Source organism: Enterobacter sp. ZOR0014 (genome assembly GCF_000798855.1).
Lineage (GTDB): Bacteria > Pseudomonadota > Gammaproteobacteria > Enterobacterales > Enterobacteriaceae > Enterobacter > Enterobacter kobei.
Window position 1 is genome coordinate 1 of sequence record NZ_JTLF01000149.1, and the last position, 16,205, is coordinate 16,205.

18 protein-coding genes and 1 riboswitch are annotated in these 16,205 nt (G+C 56.2%); of the genes, 6 read left to right on the forward strand and 12 right to left on the reverse strand.

Translation table 11 applies throughout. From position 1 onward, the window contains the following. The 10 genes from L977_RS07730 to L977_RS07775 form a co-directional block, all read right to left on the reverse strand. On the reverse strand, positions 1-171 hold a 171-nt coding region (locus tag L977_RS07730), incomplete at its 3' end, for a PTS lactose/cellobiose transporter subunit IIA (protein ID WP_047625535.1). Positions 172-175: 4 nt separating this feature from the next. After that, positions 176-481 carry a PTS sugar transporter subunit IIB gene (locus L977_RS07735; protein WP_014882067.1) on the reverse strand — a complete coding sequence of 102 codons (306 nt, stop codon included), beginning with the start codon at positions 479-481 and terminating at the stop codon, positions 176-178. 146 nt (positions 482-627) lie between these two features. Further along, complete coding sequence (locus tag L977_RS07740) at positions 628-2,169, reverse strand: sensor domain-containing diguanylate cyclase (protein ID WP_047625536.1); 1,542 nt, start codon at positions 2,167-2,169, stop codon at positions 628-630. A 338-nt stretch (positions 2,170-2,507) separates the two neighbouring features. Then, positions 2,508-3,635 (reverse strand): 2-iminoacetate synthase ThiH, encoded by a 1,128-nt coding sequence (gene thiH / locus L977_RS07745; protein WP_014882069.1) that lies wholly within the window; start codon positions 3,633-3,635, stop codon positions 2,508-2,510. Continuing rightward, positions 3,632-4,402 (reverse strand): thiazole synthase, encoded by a 771-nt coding sequence (gene thiG, locus L977_RS07750; protein WP_023331763.1) that lies wholly within the window; start codon positions 4,400-4,402, stop codon positions 3,632-3,634. Before thiG ends, thiH begins: the two co-directional genes overlap by 4 nt. Position 4,403: 1 nt before the next feature. Then, on the reverse strand, positions 4,404-4,604 hold the full coding sequence (gene thiS / locus L977_RS07755; RefSeq protein WP_014882071.1) for a sulfur carrier protein ThiS: 201 nt from the start codon (positions 4,602-4,604) through the stop codon (positions 4,404-4,406). Continuing rightward, positions 4,588-5,343 carry a HesA/MoeB/ThiF family protein gene (locus L977_RS07760; protein ID WP_047625537.1) on the reverse strand — a complete coding sequence of 252 codons (756 nt, stop codon included), beginning with the start codon at positions 5,341-5,343 and terminating at the stop codon, positions 4,588-4,590. The genes thiS and L977_RS07760 overlap by 17 nt, the downstream gene beginning before the upstream one ends. Beyond that, positions 5,336-5,971 carry a thiamine phosphate synthase gene (thiE, locus tag L977_RS07765; RefSeq protein WP_045135538.1) on the reverse strand — a complete coding sequence of 212 codons (636 nt, stop codon included), beginning with the start codon at positions 5,969-5,971 and terminating at the stop codon, positions 5,336-5,338. The genes L977_RS07760 and thiE overlap by 8 nt, the downstream gene beginning before the upstream one ends. Further along, a complete protein-coding gene (thiC, locus tag L977_RS07770; protein WP_023331766.1) occupies positions 5,971-7,866 on the reverse strand; it encodes a phosphomethylpyrimidine synthase ThiC in 1,896 nt (631 codons plus the stop codon). The genes thiE and thiC overlap by 1 nt, the downstream gene beginning before the upstream one ends. Before the next feature lie 79 nt (positions 7,867-7,945). Then, a riboswitch (TPP riboswitch) is annotated at positions 7,946-8,057 on the reverse strand. A gap of 54 nt (positions 8,058-8,111) precedes the next feature. After that, entirely contained in the window at positions 8,112-8,609 is a 498-nt protein-coding gene (locus tag L977_RS07775) for an Rsd/AlgQ family anti-sigma factor (RefSeq protein ID WP_014882075.1), read from the reverse strand. A 95-nt stretch (positions 8,610-8,704) separates the two neighbouring features. On the opposite strand from L977_RS07775, the gene nudC reads away from it, so the two are divergent. The 6 genes from nudC (at position 8,705) to L977_RS07805 (ending at position 13,057) form a co-directional block, all read left to right on the forward strand. Continuing rightward, a complete protein-coding gene (nudC, locus tag L977_RS07780) occupies positions 8,705-9,478 on the forward strand; it encodes an NAD(+) diphosphatase (RefSeq protein ID WP_047625538.1) in 774 nt (257 codons plus the stop codon). 38 nt (positions 9,479-9,516) lie between these two features. Then, the gene (gene hemE, locus L977_RS07785) at positions 9,517-10,581 is read left to right on the forward strand and encodes a uroporphyrinogen decarboxylase (protein ID WP_023336588.1); all 1,065 of its coding nucleotides are present in this window, start codon (positions 9,517-9,519) and stop codon (positions 10,579-10,581) included. Positions 10,582-10,590: 9 nt separating this feature from the next. Continuing rightward, on the forward strand, positions 10,591-11,262 hold the full coding sequence (gene nfi / locus L977_RS07790; protein WP_023331768.1) for a deoxyribonuclease V: 672 nt from the start codon (positions 10,591-10,593) through the stop codon (positions 11,260-11,262). A 41-nt stretch (positions 11,263-11,303) separates the two neighbouring features. After that, positions 11,304-11,894, forward strand: a complete 591-nt coding sequence (locus L977_RS07795; RefSeq protein WP_014882079.1) for a YjaG family protein — start codon at positions 11,304-11,306, stop codon at positions 11,892-11,894. Positions 11,895-12,080: 186 nt separating this feature from the next. After that, positions 12,081-12,353: a nucleoid-associated protein HU-alpha gene (gene hupA, locus L977_RS07800; RefSeq protein ID WP_002445246.1), complete on the forward strand. Its 273-nt coding sequence runs from the start codon at positions 12,081-12,083 to the stop codon at positions 12,351-12,353. Positions 12,354-12,364: 11 nt separating this feature from the next. Beyond that, positions 12,365-13,057: a DUF1481 domain-containing protein gene (locus tag L977_RS07805; protein ID WP_047625539.1), complete on the forward strand. Its 693-nt coding sequence runs from the start codon at positions 12,365-12,367 to the stop codon at positions 13,055-13,057. 48 nt (positions 13,058-13,105) lie between these two features. On the opposite strand, the gene purD is transcribed toward L977_RS07805, so the two are convergent. Together purD and purH are read right to left on the reverse strand one after the other, a co-directional pair. Beyond that, entirely contained in the window at positions 13,106-14,398 is a 1,293-nt protein-coding gene (purD, locus tag L977_RS07810) for a phosphoribosylamine--glycine ligase (protein ID WP_023331769.1), read from the reverse strand. A gap of 16 nt (positions 14,399-14,414) precedes the next feature. Beyond that, positions 14,415-16,004, reverse strand: a complete 1,590-nt coding sequence (gene purH, locus L977_RS07815) for a bifunctional phosphoribosylaminoimidazolecarboxamide formyltransferase/IMP cyclohydrolase (protein WP_023331770.1) — start codon at positions 16,002-16,004, stop codon at positions 14,415-14,417. Between the last annotated feature and the right edge of the window lie 201 nt (positions 16,005-16,205).

Below are 16,205 nucleotides of genomic sequence, written 5' to 3' on the forward strand. Positions count from 1 at the left end.
GAACATCTGGATCGTATGCGCATGCTTCACATATTCGCGAGACTCCTCCATTGCTTTTTCGGCTTCGTCGAACTCACCTTTGCGGGCCATTTGTAATGCCGTAAGCGCGGCACTTCGCGCCGCCCCGGCGTTGACCAGCAGTTCCATGATCGTTGTCTCTAAATCTTCCATGAGGTCACTCCAGCAGTTTGAGGGCTTTTTCCAGTACGGCATCGCCTTTCATCATGCCGTAGTCCATCATGTCGATCACCGCGACTTTTTTGCCCAGTGGGTCAGCCTGTGCCTGCAGTTTTGCCTGCTCGTATTTAACCTGTGGCCCCAGCAATACGATGTCGGCCGTCGCGATGTTGTCTTTAAACTCCGCAACCGGAACGGCTTTAATGGTGACTTCAACCCCTTTTTTCTGCGCGGCGTCTTTCATACGTTGAACCAGCATGCTGGTTGACATTCCCGCTGCACAGCATAAAACGATGTTCTTCATAATCAGCCTCGATCTACATGTGTTTATTGATAATTATCCCGTGCAGACCGCTTCAACAACCGTTTTACCGCGATTGTGTGTCAGGCATCACAAAGAAAACGGCATTTTCCTGAAACCGGTTACAATTCTGACGGGAGGAGAGAAAATTAGGCGACGGTTGTTCGAACAATGCGGTTTTTTCCCTGCTGTTTAGCGCTATAAAGCGCGTTATCGACACTTCCCACCAGGTGTTCCAGCGGTTCGAAGTGCCATTCCCCCAGACCCGCACTGAACGTAACGTGCAGGTTTTCTTCCCGCCAGACGCGCCTTTCAACGGCGGTGCGCCAGGCGTCAAGCAATGAGAATGCGGCAGCGATCTGCTCGGCCTGGAAGATCACCGCGAACTCTTCTCCACCGTAGCGATAGACCGGGATGTTGTGTGGCTGCATTATCTGGATCCCTTCGCGCGCCACATTACGCAGGACAATGTCACCACTCAGATGTCCCCATGTGTCGTTGATCGATTTGAAGTTATCGATATCAATCAGCGCCAGTGCGAAAGGCTGGTGGGCGGTCAGCAGTTCATCCACATCATTGTCAAACGCGCGGCGGTTTTTGCAGCCGGTCAGCGCATCGTGAGTCGCCTGGCGAACATACGCCATCTCCCGCTCTTTATTGGACTGAATCGTGTGGCTCAGCATCGCTTCCAGACGCGGTGCCTGGCTGACATCGCCCGTTTTGATCGCATTGATAATGGTCATTAATACGGTACGCGAGGCATGACGCAGATAAAGACCGAAGAGAATGATGATGATGGCTGCCAGCGCGAAGCCCCAGCCAACGATAGTGGTTTCGTGGCGGGTGATATCGGTAAGCGTCGCGCCAGATACCCGATAGATAACAAACCAGTCCGGGTTCGTGAAAGAGTAGTAGTAATACCAGGCATTGGTTTTCCGGTCGTAAAGATGGCCTTCGCCGCTGGTCATTTTGTCCATCAGCGCTTCGCTCACGTACTTTTTGAACAGGGCGCCTGTATCTGGGTGCAGCACGACGGTCCCGTCGCGTTCGACGACGAAGAATTCCCCTTGTACGGGGGCCACCATTTGTCGAAGGGTATACCCCATCGACGTCAAATCAAGATGAAAGGCGAGGGTTCCCTTGAGTCTGCCTTCTGTTGAAATCAATGGCTTATAAAGCGTAACTGTCGGATGCCCGGTAAAGTAGTCCGTATAATGGTGGGTATAATGGCTGAAAATACTGGCTTCTGCGTGCGCGACAAACCACGGGCGCGTCCGCGGATCGACGTTTTTACTCTTTTCCGTGGGAGGCGCTTCTGGTGCGTGTAAATAATGCCCCTCTGTGTCGGCCAGCGAGATGGATGACACGGTCGGCATCAGGTTTTGCAAATGCATCAACATCTGCAGCCCTTGCGTCGGGTTGACGTTGAGCGTCTCATTCAGTATCTCGCTGCGGGCAAAGTACATCGCAGAGCGACCAAGGATATAGTCGTTTTCACGCAGGATTGATTCGGTATAGTTAACCGCCAGGTTATGCGTGAAATTACTGTTAATCTTGTGATAATCCTCAAGAAAATCCTTTCTTTGCGAAAGAGAGACCACGACCGCGATCAGCGCAAAACTGCACAGGATCCCCGCGAAGCTGAGCATGATTGGCCGGGTAAAAGAGAGCTTTTTGCTGTGAAGTGCCATGAGTTGTACATCGATCCTGATGGTGAATACTTTTTGTCTGCCGATATCCTCTCAGCATAGTCGCTGTCCTGCGGTTCGCGGTGAATTATACGGAACACGATTTTCGGCAAGATGATTTATCTTAAGAATCACTAAGAAATTCCTTATCCATGTTTTTGCCGCCCCATTTATGCAAGAAATCGGAGGCAGGGCGAAACGAGGAAGAAGCTTTTCGCCCTGGCCAGCATCCCTTGCTGACCGGGTGACAATAAAAAACCGGACAATCGCTGACAATCGTCCGGTTTTAGCTTTCCGTAGCGTCTCGACACTTTTTTACCGTATTGCAGCGTGTTTCAACGTTATTGCGAGGCTCTTCCCAGCCAGCTGTCCCAGTCTTTCCAGACCGGCTGCAGGCCCTGTGCCGTCAGGGCGGCGGCGACTGCCTCCGGACGTCGCCCGTCATGCGGTGCAAACTGTTCCAGCTCCGGGTGATCGTCGGCGTAACCGCCCGGCTGTGTTTTGGAAAACGCGCTAACGTTGTTAATTGCCAGCGGGATCACGCGATCGCGAAACGCCGGGGACTCACGCGTTGAAAGCGATAATTCAACCTCCGGAGCGAGCAGGCGAAACGCGCAGATAGTTTGCACCAGCTGACGCTCATCCATCAGCGATGCCGGTTCTATTCCGCCTGCGCAGGGTCGCAGGCGGGGGAAAGAGATAGAATACCGGCTCTGCCAGTAGTGCTGCTGGAGCCACAGCAAATGCTCTGCCACCATGTAGCAATCGACCCGCCAGCTGTCGGAGAGCCCAATCAGCGCCCCGAGACCGATTTTATCGATCCCGGCGCGGCCAAGCCTGTCCGGTGTCTCCAGCCGGAAGAAGAAATCCTGTTTCTTCCCCTTCAGGTGGTGCCGGGCGTACGTTGCCTCGTGGTAGGTTTCCTGATAAACCATGACCCCATCCAGCCCGAGCGATTTTAACTCCGCGTACTCGTCCTGCGACAGGGGCTGTACCTCCATCTGCAACGACGCAAACTCGCGACGTATCGCCGGAAGGTGCTGACGGAAATAGTCCATTCCCACTTTTCCCTGATGCTCGCCCGTGACCAGCAGAAGATGTTCGAACCCCATTTCACGAATGGCGGCGCACTCACGTGCGATCTCATCTTCATCAAGGGTTTTCCGCTTGATGCGGTTGCTCATGGAGAAACCGCAATAGGTGCAGTCATTGGCGCACAGGTTCGAGAGATAAAGTGGAACGTAGAAGCTTACCGTGTTGCCAAAACGCTGGCGGGTAAGGCGCTGAGCGCGCTGCGCCATCGGTTCAAGGTACGCGCTGGCCGCCGGAGAGAGCAGGGCCATCAGGTCCTCACGGGTCAGATGACGGGCATTCAGGGCACGCTCCACGTCAGCCGCCGTTTTGCTGTTGATACGCAGGGCGATATCGTCCCAGTTGAGCTGACGCCAGCGTTCGGTAAACGTGCTCATGAGAGAGCCTCCAGAAAACCGGTCAGCGGGCTGGTGGCCTGCGCCTGAAAACTGCGCGAGCCAGGGCCGGATCCTCTTGCCAGCAAGCCGGCCTCTACGGCCATGCGGAACGCGCGCGCCATCATGACCGGATCGTCAGCCACCGCAATCGCCGTATTGACCAGTACCGCGTCGGCCCCCATCTCCAGCGCCTGCGCGGCATGGCTTGGTACGCCAATCCCCGCATCGACCACCACCGGCACGGTGGCTTGTTCAATGATGATCTCCAGCATCGCGCGAGTTTCGAGACCCTGATTAGAGCCAATTGGCGCACCCAGCGGCATCACGGCGGCACAGCCGACCTCTTCCAGACGCTTACACAGCACAGGGTCCGCCCCGCAGTAAGGCAGGACGGTAAACCCTTGCTGCACAAGCTTTTCTGCTGCTTTCAGCGTTTCAATCGGGTCCGGCAGCAGCCAGCGGGCATCCGGATGAATTTCCAGCTTCAGCCAGTGGGTACCGAGCGCTTCACGTGCCAGCTGTGCGGCGAAAATTGCTTCTTCCGCCGTTTTTGCACCGGAGGTGTTGGGCAAGAGCGTAACGCCTGCCTCCAGCAAAGGCGCAAGAATGGCATCGTTGTGCTGGCGCAGATCCACGCGTTTCATCGCCAGCGTCACCAGCTGGCTGCCACTTTCACGGATGGCCTCTACCATCAGCTGTGGAGAGGCGAACTTTCCGGTTCCGGTAAACAGATGTGAATCAAAGATTTTATCGGCAATATGTAGCATCTCAGCCCCCTGCGATAACCTGAAACAGCAGGATCTGGTCGCCGTCATTGACCTGCTGATGTTCCCACTGCTCGCGCGGCAGGATCTGTTGATTGAGTGCCAGCGCCGTTCCCGGCTTGAGCTGACGTAACTTATCGAGCAGGGCGGCAATGGTCAGCCCGTCGTCGCAGCTTATCGGCTCATCGTTAAACAGAATGCGCATCGCGGCCTCCGCATACCGGGCAGTGGCTGGCGCGGTTTAAGGCCAGATGGCGCCAGCCGCCTGAACGAGCGTCGAACAGCCGCAGCGTATTACGTTCCGTCTCCATGCCGCTGAGCAGCTTGATGGCCTCAAGCGCCTGAAGGGTGCCCATCACTCCGACTACCGGGCCAAGAATGCCTGCCGTGCGGCAGTTGCGTGCGGGCTCGGCATCGTCCGGCCACAGGCAGCGATAGCAGCCCTGCGCCCAGGGGGGCGTCAGGACCATCATCTGTCCGCCGAACCCCACCGCGCTGGCGGTGATCAGGGGCGTGTTATTGATCACGCAGGCGGCGTTGATCGCCTGACGCGTCGCCATATTGTCAGTGCAGTCCAGCACCACGTCGGCAAGGGCGACCTCACGGTGCAGATTTTCATCGCTCAGCCGCGTCTGGAGTGCAATCAGTTCGATGTCCGGGTTGAGCTGATTCAGCCTCTGGCGGGTAATCTGCGCTTTGGGTTGATTAATGTCCTTTGTCGTGAAGAGGATTTGTCGCTGCAGGTTGCTGAGGTGCACCTCGTCGTCGTCGGCCAGCACCAGCGTACCGATACCTGCGCCTGCCAGATAAAGCGCGGCGGGGGCGCCTAATCCACCCAGACCAACAATCAACACCCTGCTGGCGAGCAGCTTTTGCTGCCCGTCGATGGCGATATCCTCCAGCAGAAGTTGACGGCTGTAGCGCATAAAATCGCGGTCATTCATCGCCCGCTCCTGCCAGCTGTAAAAGCCGTGCGGTGGCCGCCTGCCAGTCCGCCGCCTGGGTAATCGCGCTGACGACGGCGATACTGCCGACGCCGGTTTCCAGTACCGCAGGGGCGCGTTCAAGGCTTATCCCGCCAATGGCAACGGTGGGGTAATCGGCCAGGCGCTTAACGTGTAACGCCAGCTGTGTTAAACCCTGTGGAGCGGAGGGCATCTGCTTGGTTTGCGTCGGAAAAACATGGCCGAGAGCGATATAGGAGGGGCGCGCCGCCAGTGCCACGTCAATTTCCATATCGTCGTGTGTCGACACCCCCAGCCGCAGCCCGGCTTTGCGAATAGCGTTAAGATCGGTAGTTTCCAGATCTTCCTGACCCAGATGGACGCCGTACGCCTGGTGCTTAATAGCCAGCCGCCAGTAGTCGTTGATAAACAGACGAGCGTGGTAGCGTCGTCCCAGCGCGATGGCGGCGATAACGTCGGCCTCAACTTCTTCATCGCGCTTATCCTTGATGCGCAGCTGGAGGGTGCGAACGCCTGCCTCCAGCAGGCGTTGGATCCACTCCACGCTGTCCACCACCGGATAGAGCCCTAAACGGAAGGGCACGGAGGGGAAATCAGGCTGGTACATTAGGCCTCCTCTTTTTTGAGGTAGATCTCGCCGCCTTTCGCGCGGAAGGTTTCTGACATGTCTGCCATACCCACTTCGATGGTCTGTGCGGCGGCGTAGTCGCGTACCTCCTGGCTGATTTTCATCGAGCAGAATTTTGGACCGCACATGGAGCAGAAGTGTGCCACCTTGCCCGATTCCTGTGGCAGGGTTTCGTCGTGGTAGGCGCGGGCGGTGAAGGGGTCCAGCGCCAGGTTGAACTGATCTTCCCAGCGGAATTCAAAGCGCGCCTTCGACATGGCGTTATCGCGGATTTGCGCCCCCGGGTGGCCTTTCGCCAGATCCGCCGCATGAGCGGCAATCTTGTAGGTAATTAGTCCTTGCTTCACGTCCTCTTTATTTGGCAGGCCCAGGTGCTCTTTCGGCGTGACGTAGCAGAGCATGGCGCAGCCGAACCAGCCGATCATCGCTGCGCCAATCCCGGAGGTGAAGTGGTCGTAGCCCGGCGCAATATCGGTGGTCAGGGGCCCCAGAGTGTAGAACGGCGCTTCGTGGCAGTGCTCCAGCTCCTCGGTCATATTGCGGCGGATCATCTGCATAGGCACATGTCCAGGGCCTTCAATCATCACCTGTACGTCATACTCCCAGGCAATTTTTGTCAGTTCGCCCAGCGTGTGCAGCTCGGCAAACTGCGCTTCGTCGTTGGCATCGCGAATGGAGCCCGGACGCAGGCCGTCGCCCAGCGACAGGGATACGTCATAGGCGGCGCAGATTTCGCAGATCTCGCGGAAGTGTTCGTAGAGGAAGTTTTCCTGATGATGTGACAGACACCATTTTGCCATGATGGACCCGCCGCGGGAGACGATGCCGGTCAGACGTTTTGCGGTCATCGGCACGTAGCGCAGCAGCACGCCAGCGTGAATCGTGAAGTAGTCCACGCCCTGTTCCGCCTGCTCCAGCAGCGTGTCGCGGAAGGTTTCCCAGGTGAGGTTTTCGGCGATGCCGTTCACTTTCTCCAGCGCCTGATAAATCGGGACGGTACCAATCGGGACCGGGCTGTTACGCAGGATCCACTCGCGGGTTTCGTGAATATAACGGCCAGTTGAGAGGTCCATTACCGTGTCCGCGCCCCAGCGCGTTGACCAGACCAGCTTTTCTACCTCCTCTTCGATGGAGGAAGTGACGGCAGAGTTACCGATATTGGCATTGACCTTCACCAGGAAATTGCGGCCGATAATCATCGGTTCGGATTCCGGGTGGTTGATGTTGGCAGGGATAATCGCGCGGCCAGCGGCCACTTCGTCACGCACAAACTCCGGCGTGATGTTTTCCGGCAGGCGAGCGCCAAACCCTTCACCTGGATGCTGGTGGCGCAGCACTTCGCTACGGATACGCTCGCGGCCCATGTTTTCACGAATGGCGATGAACTCCATCTCCGGTGTGACGATCCCCTGGCGCGCATAGTGCAGCTGGGTCACGCGTTTGCCCGCTCTGGCGCGTTTTGGCGTCAGCAGACCGGTGAAACGCAATTCGTCCAGACCGTCGTCGGCCAGGCGCGCTTTGGTGTACGACGAGCTTTGTTCGTTGAGTTCTTCACAGTCGTTACGTGCGTCAATCCACGGCTGGCGCAGCTTTGCCAGACCCCGCTGAACATTGATGGCAACAGAGGGATCGCCATACGGGCCGGAGGTGTCATACACCGGGACGGCTTCGTTGTCTTCATATTGCGGGTTATCTTTGCTGCCGCCGATAAGCGTCGGGCTAAGCTGGATTTCGCGCATCGGCACGCGAATGTCGGCCTGTGAACCGGTGATGTATATGCGCTTCGAGTTCGGGAAAGCGGTACCTTCCAGGGTATCGATGAAGTGTTGGGCGTGTTCGCGCTGTTCGCGACGGGTCAGTTTAGTGGTAGACATAGCTCATTCCAGAAGTGAAGGACATGGCTTGTCAGACGACGGATGAAGCAAGAGAAGATCGCCTCAGGGGCGATACAACAGCAGTGTGACTCTTGTTCCCTTCGCAGGTATTAACCTGATCAGGTTCCGCGGATCCCGAATTAACGGTCTCAGCCCGCGCGTTTAAGCGCTGGGCACTCCGACAAGAAAAATCCCCCTCCGCAGAGGGGCGAATGGTTGTAAATTACTCGTTAACGATTAAGAACTCAAGCAGGGCGCGCGATGTTATCTTCGTTACTCACATCCAGGCCGTTATCCAGGACGAGGGCGATCAGCCTGTCTTCCAGCGTGAATCGCTCTTCCAGCGCTTCGCCAAGATCGGAAAGCGCCTGCTGGAACTCAAGATAATTGTCGTGATCGATGGCATTTTCGAGCGTGGAATCGTAGTAATCCATGATCTGCTGGGTGTTGGCTTCCAGCAGCGGATAGAGTTTACTGGCCGCTAAATACGGCGTTGTCCCTTCCATTTCGCGGATAATACGTTCATAAATATTGAAATGTCCGTCGGACAGGTAGTCGACCAGGCTCTGACAAAAATCATCCAGCGCTTTTTCATTCAGCCGCATAAACGATTCTTTGCCAGGCTTAATACCGACCAGATTGTAATAAGCCACGAGTAGATGCTTGCGTACATGTAGCCAGCGATCCACCAGTTTGTTACTTCCTCTAACGCGCTCAGTCAGGCTTTCTAGCTGGTTTAACATGGTTGACTCCGCAAGGTTGAGAATTGAATCTGCTTATCCAAAATGTAACCACAATGCTAACAACATGTCAGTGAAGCGAAGGTAGTGCAATAGATATGGATCGTATTATTGAAAAATCGGATCTGGGTTGGTGGATCGTCAGTCACGAACAAAAACTATGGCTTCCTGCCGGGGAGATCCCTTATGGCGCAGCAGAGGCGTTCGATCTTGTTGGCCAGCCTGCACTGAAGATTGGTGAATGGCAGGGGGATGCAGTGTGGTTGATCCAACAGCCTCGCCGTCAGGAGATGGGATCGGTTCGTCAGGTGCTGGATCAGGATGTTGGCCTGTTCCAGCTGGCGGGGCGGGGCGTACAACTGGCGGAGTTTTACCGCTCGCATAAATACTGCGGCTATTGCGGCCACACCATGCACCCGAGCAAAACCGAGTGGGCAATGCTCTGCGGCCACTGCCGTGAACGCTACTACCCGCAGATTGCCCCCTGCATTATCGTCGCTATCCGTCGGGAGGATTCCATTCTGCTGGCGCAGCATACCCGCCATCGCAACGGCATTTATACCGTCCTTGCCGGCTTCGTCGAAGTGGGTGAAACGCTGGAGCAGGCGGTGGCGCGTGAAGTGATGGAAGAGAGCGGGATCAAGGTGAAAAACCTTCGCTACGTAACGTCTCAGCCGTGGCCATTCCCGATGTCCCTGATGACGGCGTTTATGGCGGAATACGACAGCGGTGAGATCGTTATCGATCAGAAAGAGCTGCTCGACGCGAACTGGTATCGTTATGACGATTTGCCGCTGTTACCGCCGCCAGGCACCGTGGCGCGTCGGCTGATAGAAGATACCGTGGCGATGTGTCGGGCCGAGTATGAGTAGTGTTACACTGAGGCCATGACGCTTAAGGAACTGCAAAAATGACCGAACTGAAGAACGATCGTTATCTGCGTGCGCTGCTGCGCCAGCCCGTTGATGTCACCCCGGTGTGGATGATGCGCCAGGCAGGACGCTATCTGCCAGAGTACAAAGCCACGCGTGCGCAGGCAGGTGATTTTATGTCGCTGTGCAAAAACGCTGAGCTGGCCTGTGAAGTGACGCTCCAGCCGCTGCGCCGCTTCCCGCTGGATGCCGCCATTCTCTTTTCGGACATTCTGACCATTCCGGATGCAATGGGCCTTGGCCTGTACTTTGAAACCGGCGAAGGCCCGCGTTTTACCTCCCCGATCAAAAGCAAAGCCGACGTGGATAAGCTACCGATCCCCGATCCGGAAGGCGAGCTGGGCTATGTGATGAATGCTGTGCGCACCATTCGCCGTGAGTTGAAAGGCGAAGTGCCGCTGATTGGCTTCTCCGGTAGCCCGTGGACGCTGGCAACTTACATGGTTGAAGGTGGCAGCAGCAAAGCTTTTACCGTGATCAAAAAAATGATGTACGCCGAGCCGATGGCTCTGCATGCGCTGCTGGACAAGCTGGCGAAGAGCGTCACGCTCTATCTCAACGCGCAGATTAAAGCGGGCGCGCAGTCAGTGATGATTTTCGATACCTGGGGTGGCGTACTGACCGGGCGCGATTATCAGCAGTTCTCCCTGTATTACATGCACAAAATCGTTGATGGCCTGCTGCGTGAAAACGAAGGCCGCCGCGTGCCGGTGACGCTGTTCACCAAAGGTGGCGGTCAGTGGCTGGAAGCGATGGCGGCGACCGGCTGCGATGCATTGGGTCTCGACTGGACGACCGATATCGCTGATGCTCGCCGTCGCGTGGGCGACAAAGTGGCGCTGCAGGGCAATATGGACCCGTCCATGCTCTATGCACCGCCAGCCCGCATTGAAGAAGAAGTGTCGACTATACTCTCTGGTTTCGGCCAGGGGGAAGGCCACGTCTTTAACCTCGGCCACGGCATTCATCAGGATGTTCCGCCAGAGCATGCAGGCGTATTTGTGGAGGCGGTGCATCGGCTTTCTGCCCAGTATCACCAGTAAGGAGTGGTTATGGATCTCGCGTCGCTACGCGCTCAGCAAATTGAACTGGCTTCATCGGTGATCCGCGAGGATCGCCTGGATAAGGATCCCCCTCAGTACATTGGCGGAGCGGACGTCGGATTCGAGCAGGGTGGTGAAGTGACGCGAGCGGCGATGGTGGTTCTGAAATACCCTTCGCTGGAGCTGGTTGAGTACAAGGTGGCGCGTATCGCCACCACTATGCCGTACATTCCGGGTTTCCTCTCCTTTCGCGAGTATCCCGCGCTGCTGGCAGCATGGGAGCAGCTCTCGCAAAAACCTGACCTGCTGTTTGTGGATGGACACGGTATCTCACATCCGCGCCGTTTAGGCGTGGCCAGCCATTTTGGGCTGCTGGTGGATGTGCCGACCATTGGCGTTGCCAAAAAACGCCTGTGTGGCGCGTTTGAACCACTTTCCCCCGAGCCGGGTGCGCTGGCGCCGCTTATCCATAAAGGCGAGCAGCTGGCGTGGGTCTGGCGCAGCAAAGCGCGCTGTAATCCGCTGTTTATCGCGACCGGTCACCGGGTGAGCATGGACAGCGCACTGGCGTGGGTTCAGCGCTGCATGAAGGGTTACCGTTTACCGGAGCCAACCCGCTGGGCGGACGCCGTCGCTTCCTCGCGTCCGGCTTTTGTTCGTTGGCAGGAAATTCAGCCGTGATTCAGGTAAACTGCGGCTAATTTTCGATTCGAGACATCATCATGTTACAAAACCCGATTCATCTGCGCCTTGAGAAGCTGGAAAGCTGGCAGCACGTCACCTTTATGGCTTGCCTGTGCGAGCGCATGTATCCCAACTATGCCGCGTTCTGTAAGCAGACGGGCTTTGGTGATGGTCATATCTACCGCCGCATTCTGGATTTGATCTGGGAAACGCTGACGGTCAAAGACGCAAAGGTGAATTTCGACTCCCAACTGGAAAAGCTGGAAGAGGCGATCCCGGCCGCGGATGATTTTGATCTGTACGGTGTCTATCCGGCCATTGATGCCTGCGTGGCATTAAGTGAGCTGATCCACTCCCGTCTGAGTGGCGAAACCCTGGAGCATGCTATCGAAGTCAGTAAGGCATCCATTACGACCGTTGCGATGCTCGAAATGACCCAGGAAGGCCGTGAAATGACCGACGAAGAGCTGCGAGCTAACCCGGCGGTTGAGCAGGAATGGGATATCCAGTGGGAAATTTTCCGCCTGCTGGCAGAGTGTGAAGAACGTGACATTGAGCTGATCAAAGGGCTGCGTGCGGACTTACGTGAGTCGGGCGAGAGCAATATTGGTATAATTTTTAACCAATGAGACAACAAAACGTGATTTAACGCCTGTTTTGTCGCACCTCGACTCTTCCCTTCTGCCCCCCGTCTGGTCTACATTTGGGGGGCGAAAAAAAGTGGCTATCGGTGCGTGTATGCAGGAGAGTGCTTTTTTGGCATTTTCGTCGCACTCGATGCTTAGCAAGCGATAAACACATTGAAAGGATAACTTATGAACAAGACTCAACTGATTGATGTAATTGCGGACAAGGCTGATCTGTCTAAAGTGCAGGCTAAAGCTGCTCTGGAATCTACCCTGGCTGCTATTACTGAGTCTCTGAAAGAAGGCGATGCTGTACAACTGGTTGGTTTCGGTACCTTCAAAGTGAACCACCGCGCTGAGCGTACTGGCCGCAACCCGCAGACCGGTAAAGAAATCAAAATCGCCGCAGCTAACGTGCCGGCATTTGTTTCTGGTAAAGCACTGAAAGACGCTGTTAAGTAAGACGCGTGGCAGTGAACAGTTTTAGCGAAGGGGCGGCAACGCCCCTTTTGTCATTCTGGCGTGGAACGCTCGCGCTGGCAGGCGTGCTTCTGCTGTCTGCCTGCAGCCACGACACCTCTCTGCCACCGTTTACCGCCAGCGGCTACGCTGACAATCAGGGGGCGGTGAGGATATGGCGCAAAGATTCCGGCGGCGAAGTGCATCTGCTCTCCGCTTTCAGTCCGTGGCATAACGGCAATACGTCGACCGCGGAGTATCGCTGGCAGGGTGATGACCTGTCGCTGATTGAACTGAACGTCTACAGTAAAACCCCCGAACATGTGAAAGTGCGTTTTGACGACCATGGTGAGCTGAGCTTTATGCAGCGTGAAGTGAGTGGTCAAAAACAGCAGCTTTCCAGCGATCAGATCGCCCTCTACCGCTATCGTGCTGAACAAATCCGCCAGACCAGCGATGCGCTTCGTCTTGGACGTGTGGTGCTGCGTCAGGGGCGCTGGCATAACGATGGCACGGTAACCACCTGCGAAGGGCAGACGGTGAAGCCTGAGCTTGAATCCTGGGCGACCGAACATATTCAACGCCGTCAGCGTCATTCATCAATGGAAGTGAGTGTCGCGTGGCTTGAGGCGCCGGAAGGCTCTCAGCTGTTGCTGGTGGCGAACGAAGATTTCTGCACGTGGCAGCCGACAGAGAAGAGTTTTTGACGTAAATCCCCTCTCCCTTGAGGGAGAGGGTTAGGGTGAGGGGGAAAATTACTCGCCCTGCTCGCGCGCAATCGCACGATAACCAATATCCTGACGGCTAAAGCTACCGTTCCAGTGAATATCCGCCATCAGCGCATAGGCACGCTTCTGCGCTTCTGCAACGGTATGACCCAGTGCGGTAGCACACAGGACGCGGCCGCCGTTGGTTAGTACGCGCTCGTCGTCAGACAGTTTCGTACCCGCGTGGAATACCTTCGCGCCGTCAATCTCTTCCAGCGGCAGGCCGTGGATTTCATCACCGGTGTTGTAGTTACCCGGATAACCGCCCGCAGCAATCACCACGCCCAGAGACGCACGTTCGTCCCACTCTGAGGTTTTCTCGTCCAGCTTGCCTTCGCAAGCCGCCAGACACAGATCGACCAGGTCCGATTTCATGCGCAGCATTATCGGTTGAGTTTCCGGATCGCCAAAGCGGCAGTTGAACTCGATAACCTTAGGGTTGCCCTGCTTGTCGATCATCAGACCTGCATAGAGGAAACCGGTGTAAGTATTCCCTTCCGCCGCCATGCCTTTCACGGTAGGCCAGATAATGCGGTCCATGGTGCGCTGATGTACTTCATCCGTCACCACCGGGGCAGGGGAGTAGGCGCCCATCCCGCCGGTATTAGGACCGGTATCGCCATTACCCACGCGTTTATGATCCTGGCTGGTGGCCATCGGCAGAACGTGCTCGCCGTCGACCATGACAATGAAGCTCGCTTCTTCGCCGTCGAGGAACTCTTCAATCACGATGCGGTGGCCTGCATCGCCAAAGGCATTGCCAGCCAGCATATCCTGAACCGCGGCTTCCGCTTCTTCGAGGGTCATCGCAACGATAACGCCTTTACCGGCGGCCAGACCGTCGGCTTTAATAACGATCGGCGCGCCTTTTTCACGCAGGTAAGCCAGAGCTGGCTCCACTTCGGTGAAGTTCTGATATTCCGCCGTCGGGATGTTGTGACGTGCCAGGAAATCTTTGGTGAAGGCCTTAGACCCTTCCAGCTGGGCAGCACCTTCCGTTGGTCCGAAGATTTTCAGGCCAGCAGCGCGGAACGCGTCAACTACGCCAATCACCAGCGGCGCTTCCGGGCCGACAATGGTCAGATCGATTTTCTCATTCTGGGCAAAGTTCAGCAGGGCCGGGATATCGGTCACACCGATGGCGACGTTCTGCAAAGCGGGTTCCAGGGCAGTACCGGCGTTACCCGGTGCCACGAAGACCGTTTTCACCCGCGGAGACTGCGCCGCTTTCCACGCCAGGGCGTGCTCGCGTCCGCCGTTACCAATCACTAATACTTTCATTTTTCTGCTCCGGGAATTAATGGCGGAAGTGGCGCATGTCGGTGAAGATCATCGCGATACCGTGCTCGTCGGCGGCGGCAATCACTTCGTCGTCGCGGATAGAACCACCAGGCTGGATCACGCAGGTAATGCCTACAGCGGCTGCCGCATCGATACCGTCACGGAACGGGAAGAAGGCATCAGAGGCCATGGCGGAACCTTTCACTTCCAGCCCTTCATCACCTGCTTTGATCCCGGCAATTTTCGCAGAGTAGACACGGCTCATCTGGCCTGCGCCTATTCCGATGGTCATGTTCTCTTTGGCGTAGACGATGGCGTTGGACTTGACGAACTTCGCCACTTTCCAGCAGAACAGCGCGTCACGCAGCTCCTGCTCGCTCGGCTGGCGTTTGGTCACTACGCGCAGGTCAGCTTCTGTCACCATACCCAGATCGCGATCCTGAACCAGAAGGCCGCCGTTCACGCGTTTGAAGTCCAGACCCGGCACGCGATTTGCCCACTGGCCGCAAATCAGTACGCGCACATTCTGTTTTGCCGCGGTGATTTTCAGCGCTTCTTCGGATGCCGATGGTGCAATAATCACTTCAACAAACTGACGGGAGATGATGGCCTGCGCGGTTTGGGCATCCAGCTCGCGGTTGAAGGCGATAATGCCCCCAAACGCGGAGGTCGGGTCGGTTTTGTAAGCACGGTCGTAAGCGTCCAGAATAGAGGTGCTCACCGCCACACCGCAAGGGTTGGCGTGCTTGACGATAACGCAGGCTGGCTCGCTGAACTCTTTCACGCATTCCAGCGCAGCGTCGGTGTCAGCAATATTGTTGTAGGAGAGCGCCTTGCCCTGAACCTGCTGAGCGGTGGCAACCGAGGCTTCTTTGATCTCTTCTTCTATATAGAAGGCAGCCTGCTGGTGGCTGTTCTCGCCGTAACGCATATCCTGCTTCTTGATGAAGTTCAGGTTCAGCGTGCGCGGGAAGCGGCCAGAAGGATCGTTGCTTTCACCGTGGTAAGCCGGCACCAGGCTACCGAAGTAGTTGGCGATCATGCTGTCGTATGCAGCGGTGTGTTCGAAGGCTTTGATAGCGAGGTCGAAACGCGTGTCGAGCGTCAGTGACCCTTCGTTGGCATCCATCTCGCTAATAATGGTGTTGTAATCGCTGCTCTTCACCACGATGGCCACATCTTTATGGTTCTTGGCTGCAGAGCGCACCATGGTCGGGCCGCCGATATCAATATTTTCTACCGCATCTTCCAGAGAGCAGCCTTCGCGGGCAACGGTCTGGGCAAACGGGTAGAGGTTAACGACAACCATGTCGATTGGCGCGATATCATGCTTTTCCATAATGGCATCGTCCTGGCCGCGACGGCCAAGAATACCGCCGTGCACTTTCGGATGCAGAGTTTTGACGCGTCCATCCATCATCTCCGGGAAACCGGTGTAATCGGACACTTCGGTTACCGGCAGACCTTTATCTGCTAACAGGCGTGCGGTGCCGCCTGTAGAAAGCAGCTCCACACCGCGTGCAGAAAGTGCCTGAGCGAATTCGACGATACCGGCTTTATCAGAAACACTGAGCAGAGCGCGGCGGACTGGACGACGTTGTTGCATGGTAAATCCCCTGGATTTCACGATTACAGAGAGCGTTAGATGAATTTTCCTGCGAAAAACTCATCTAACACACCTGACGAGGCATCCTTGTGAAGCGCGAGCATTTTAACGAAAACGTTTGCGCAACGCTCGCACATTTTTACTTTTTCGTATCATTGTGGATAAGTCTGTGTGTAAAAGGGTATAAGGCGGGGTTTTGCT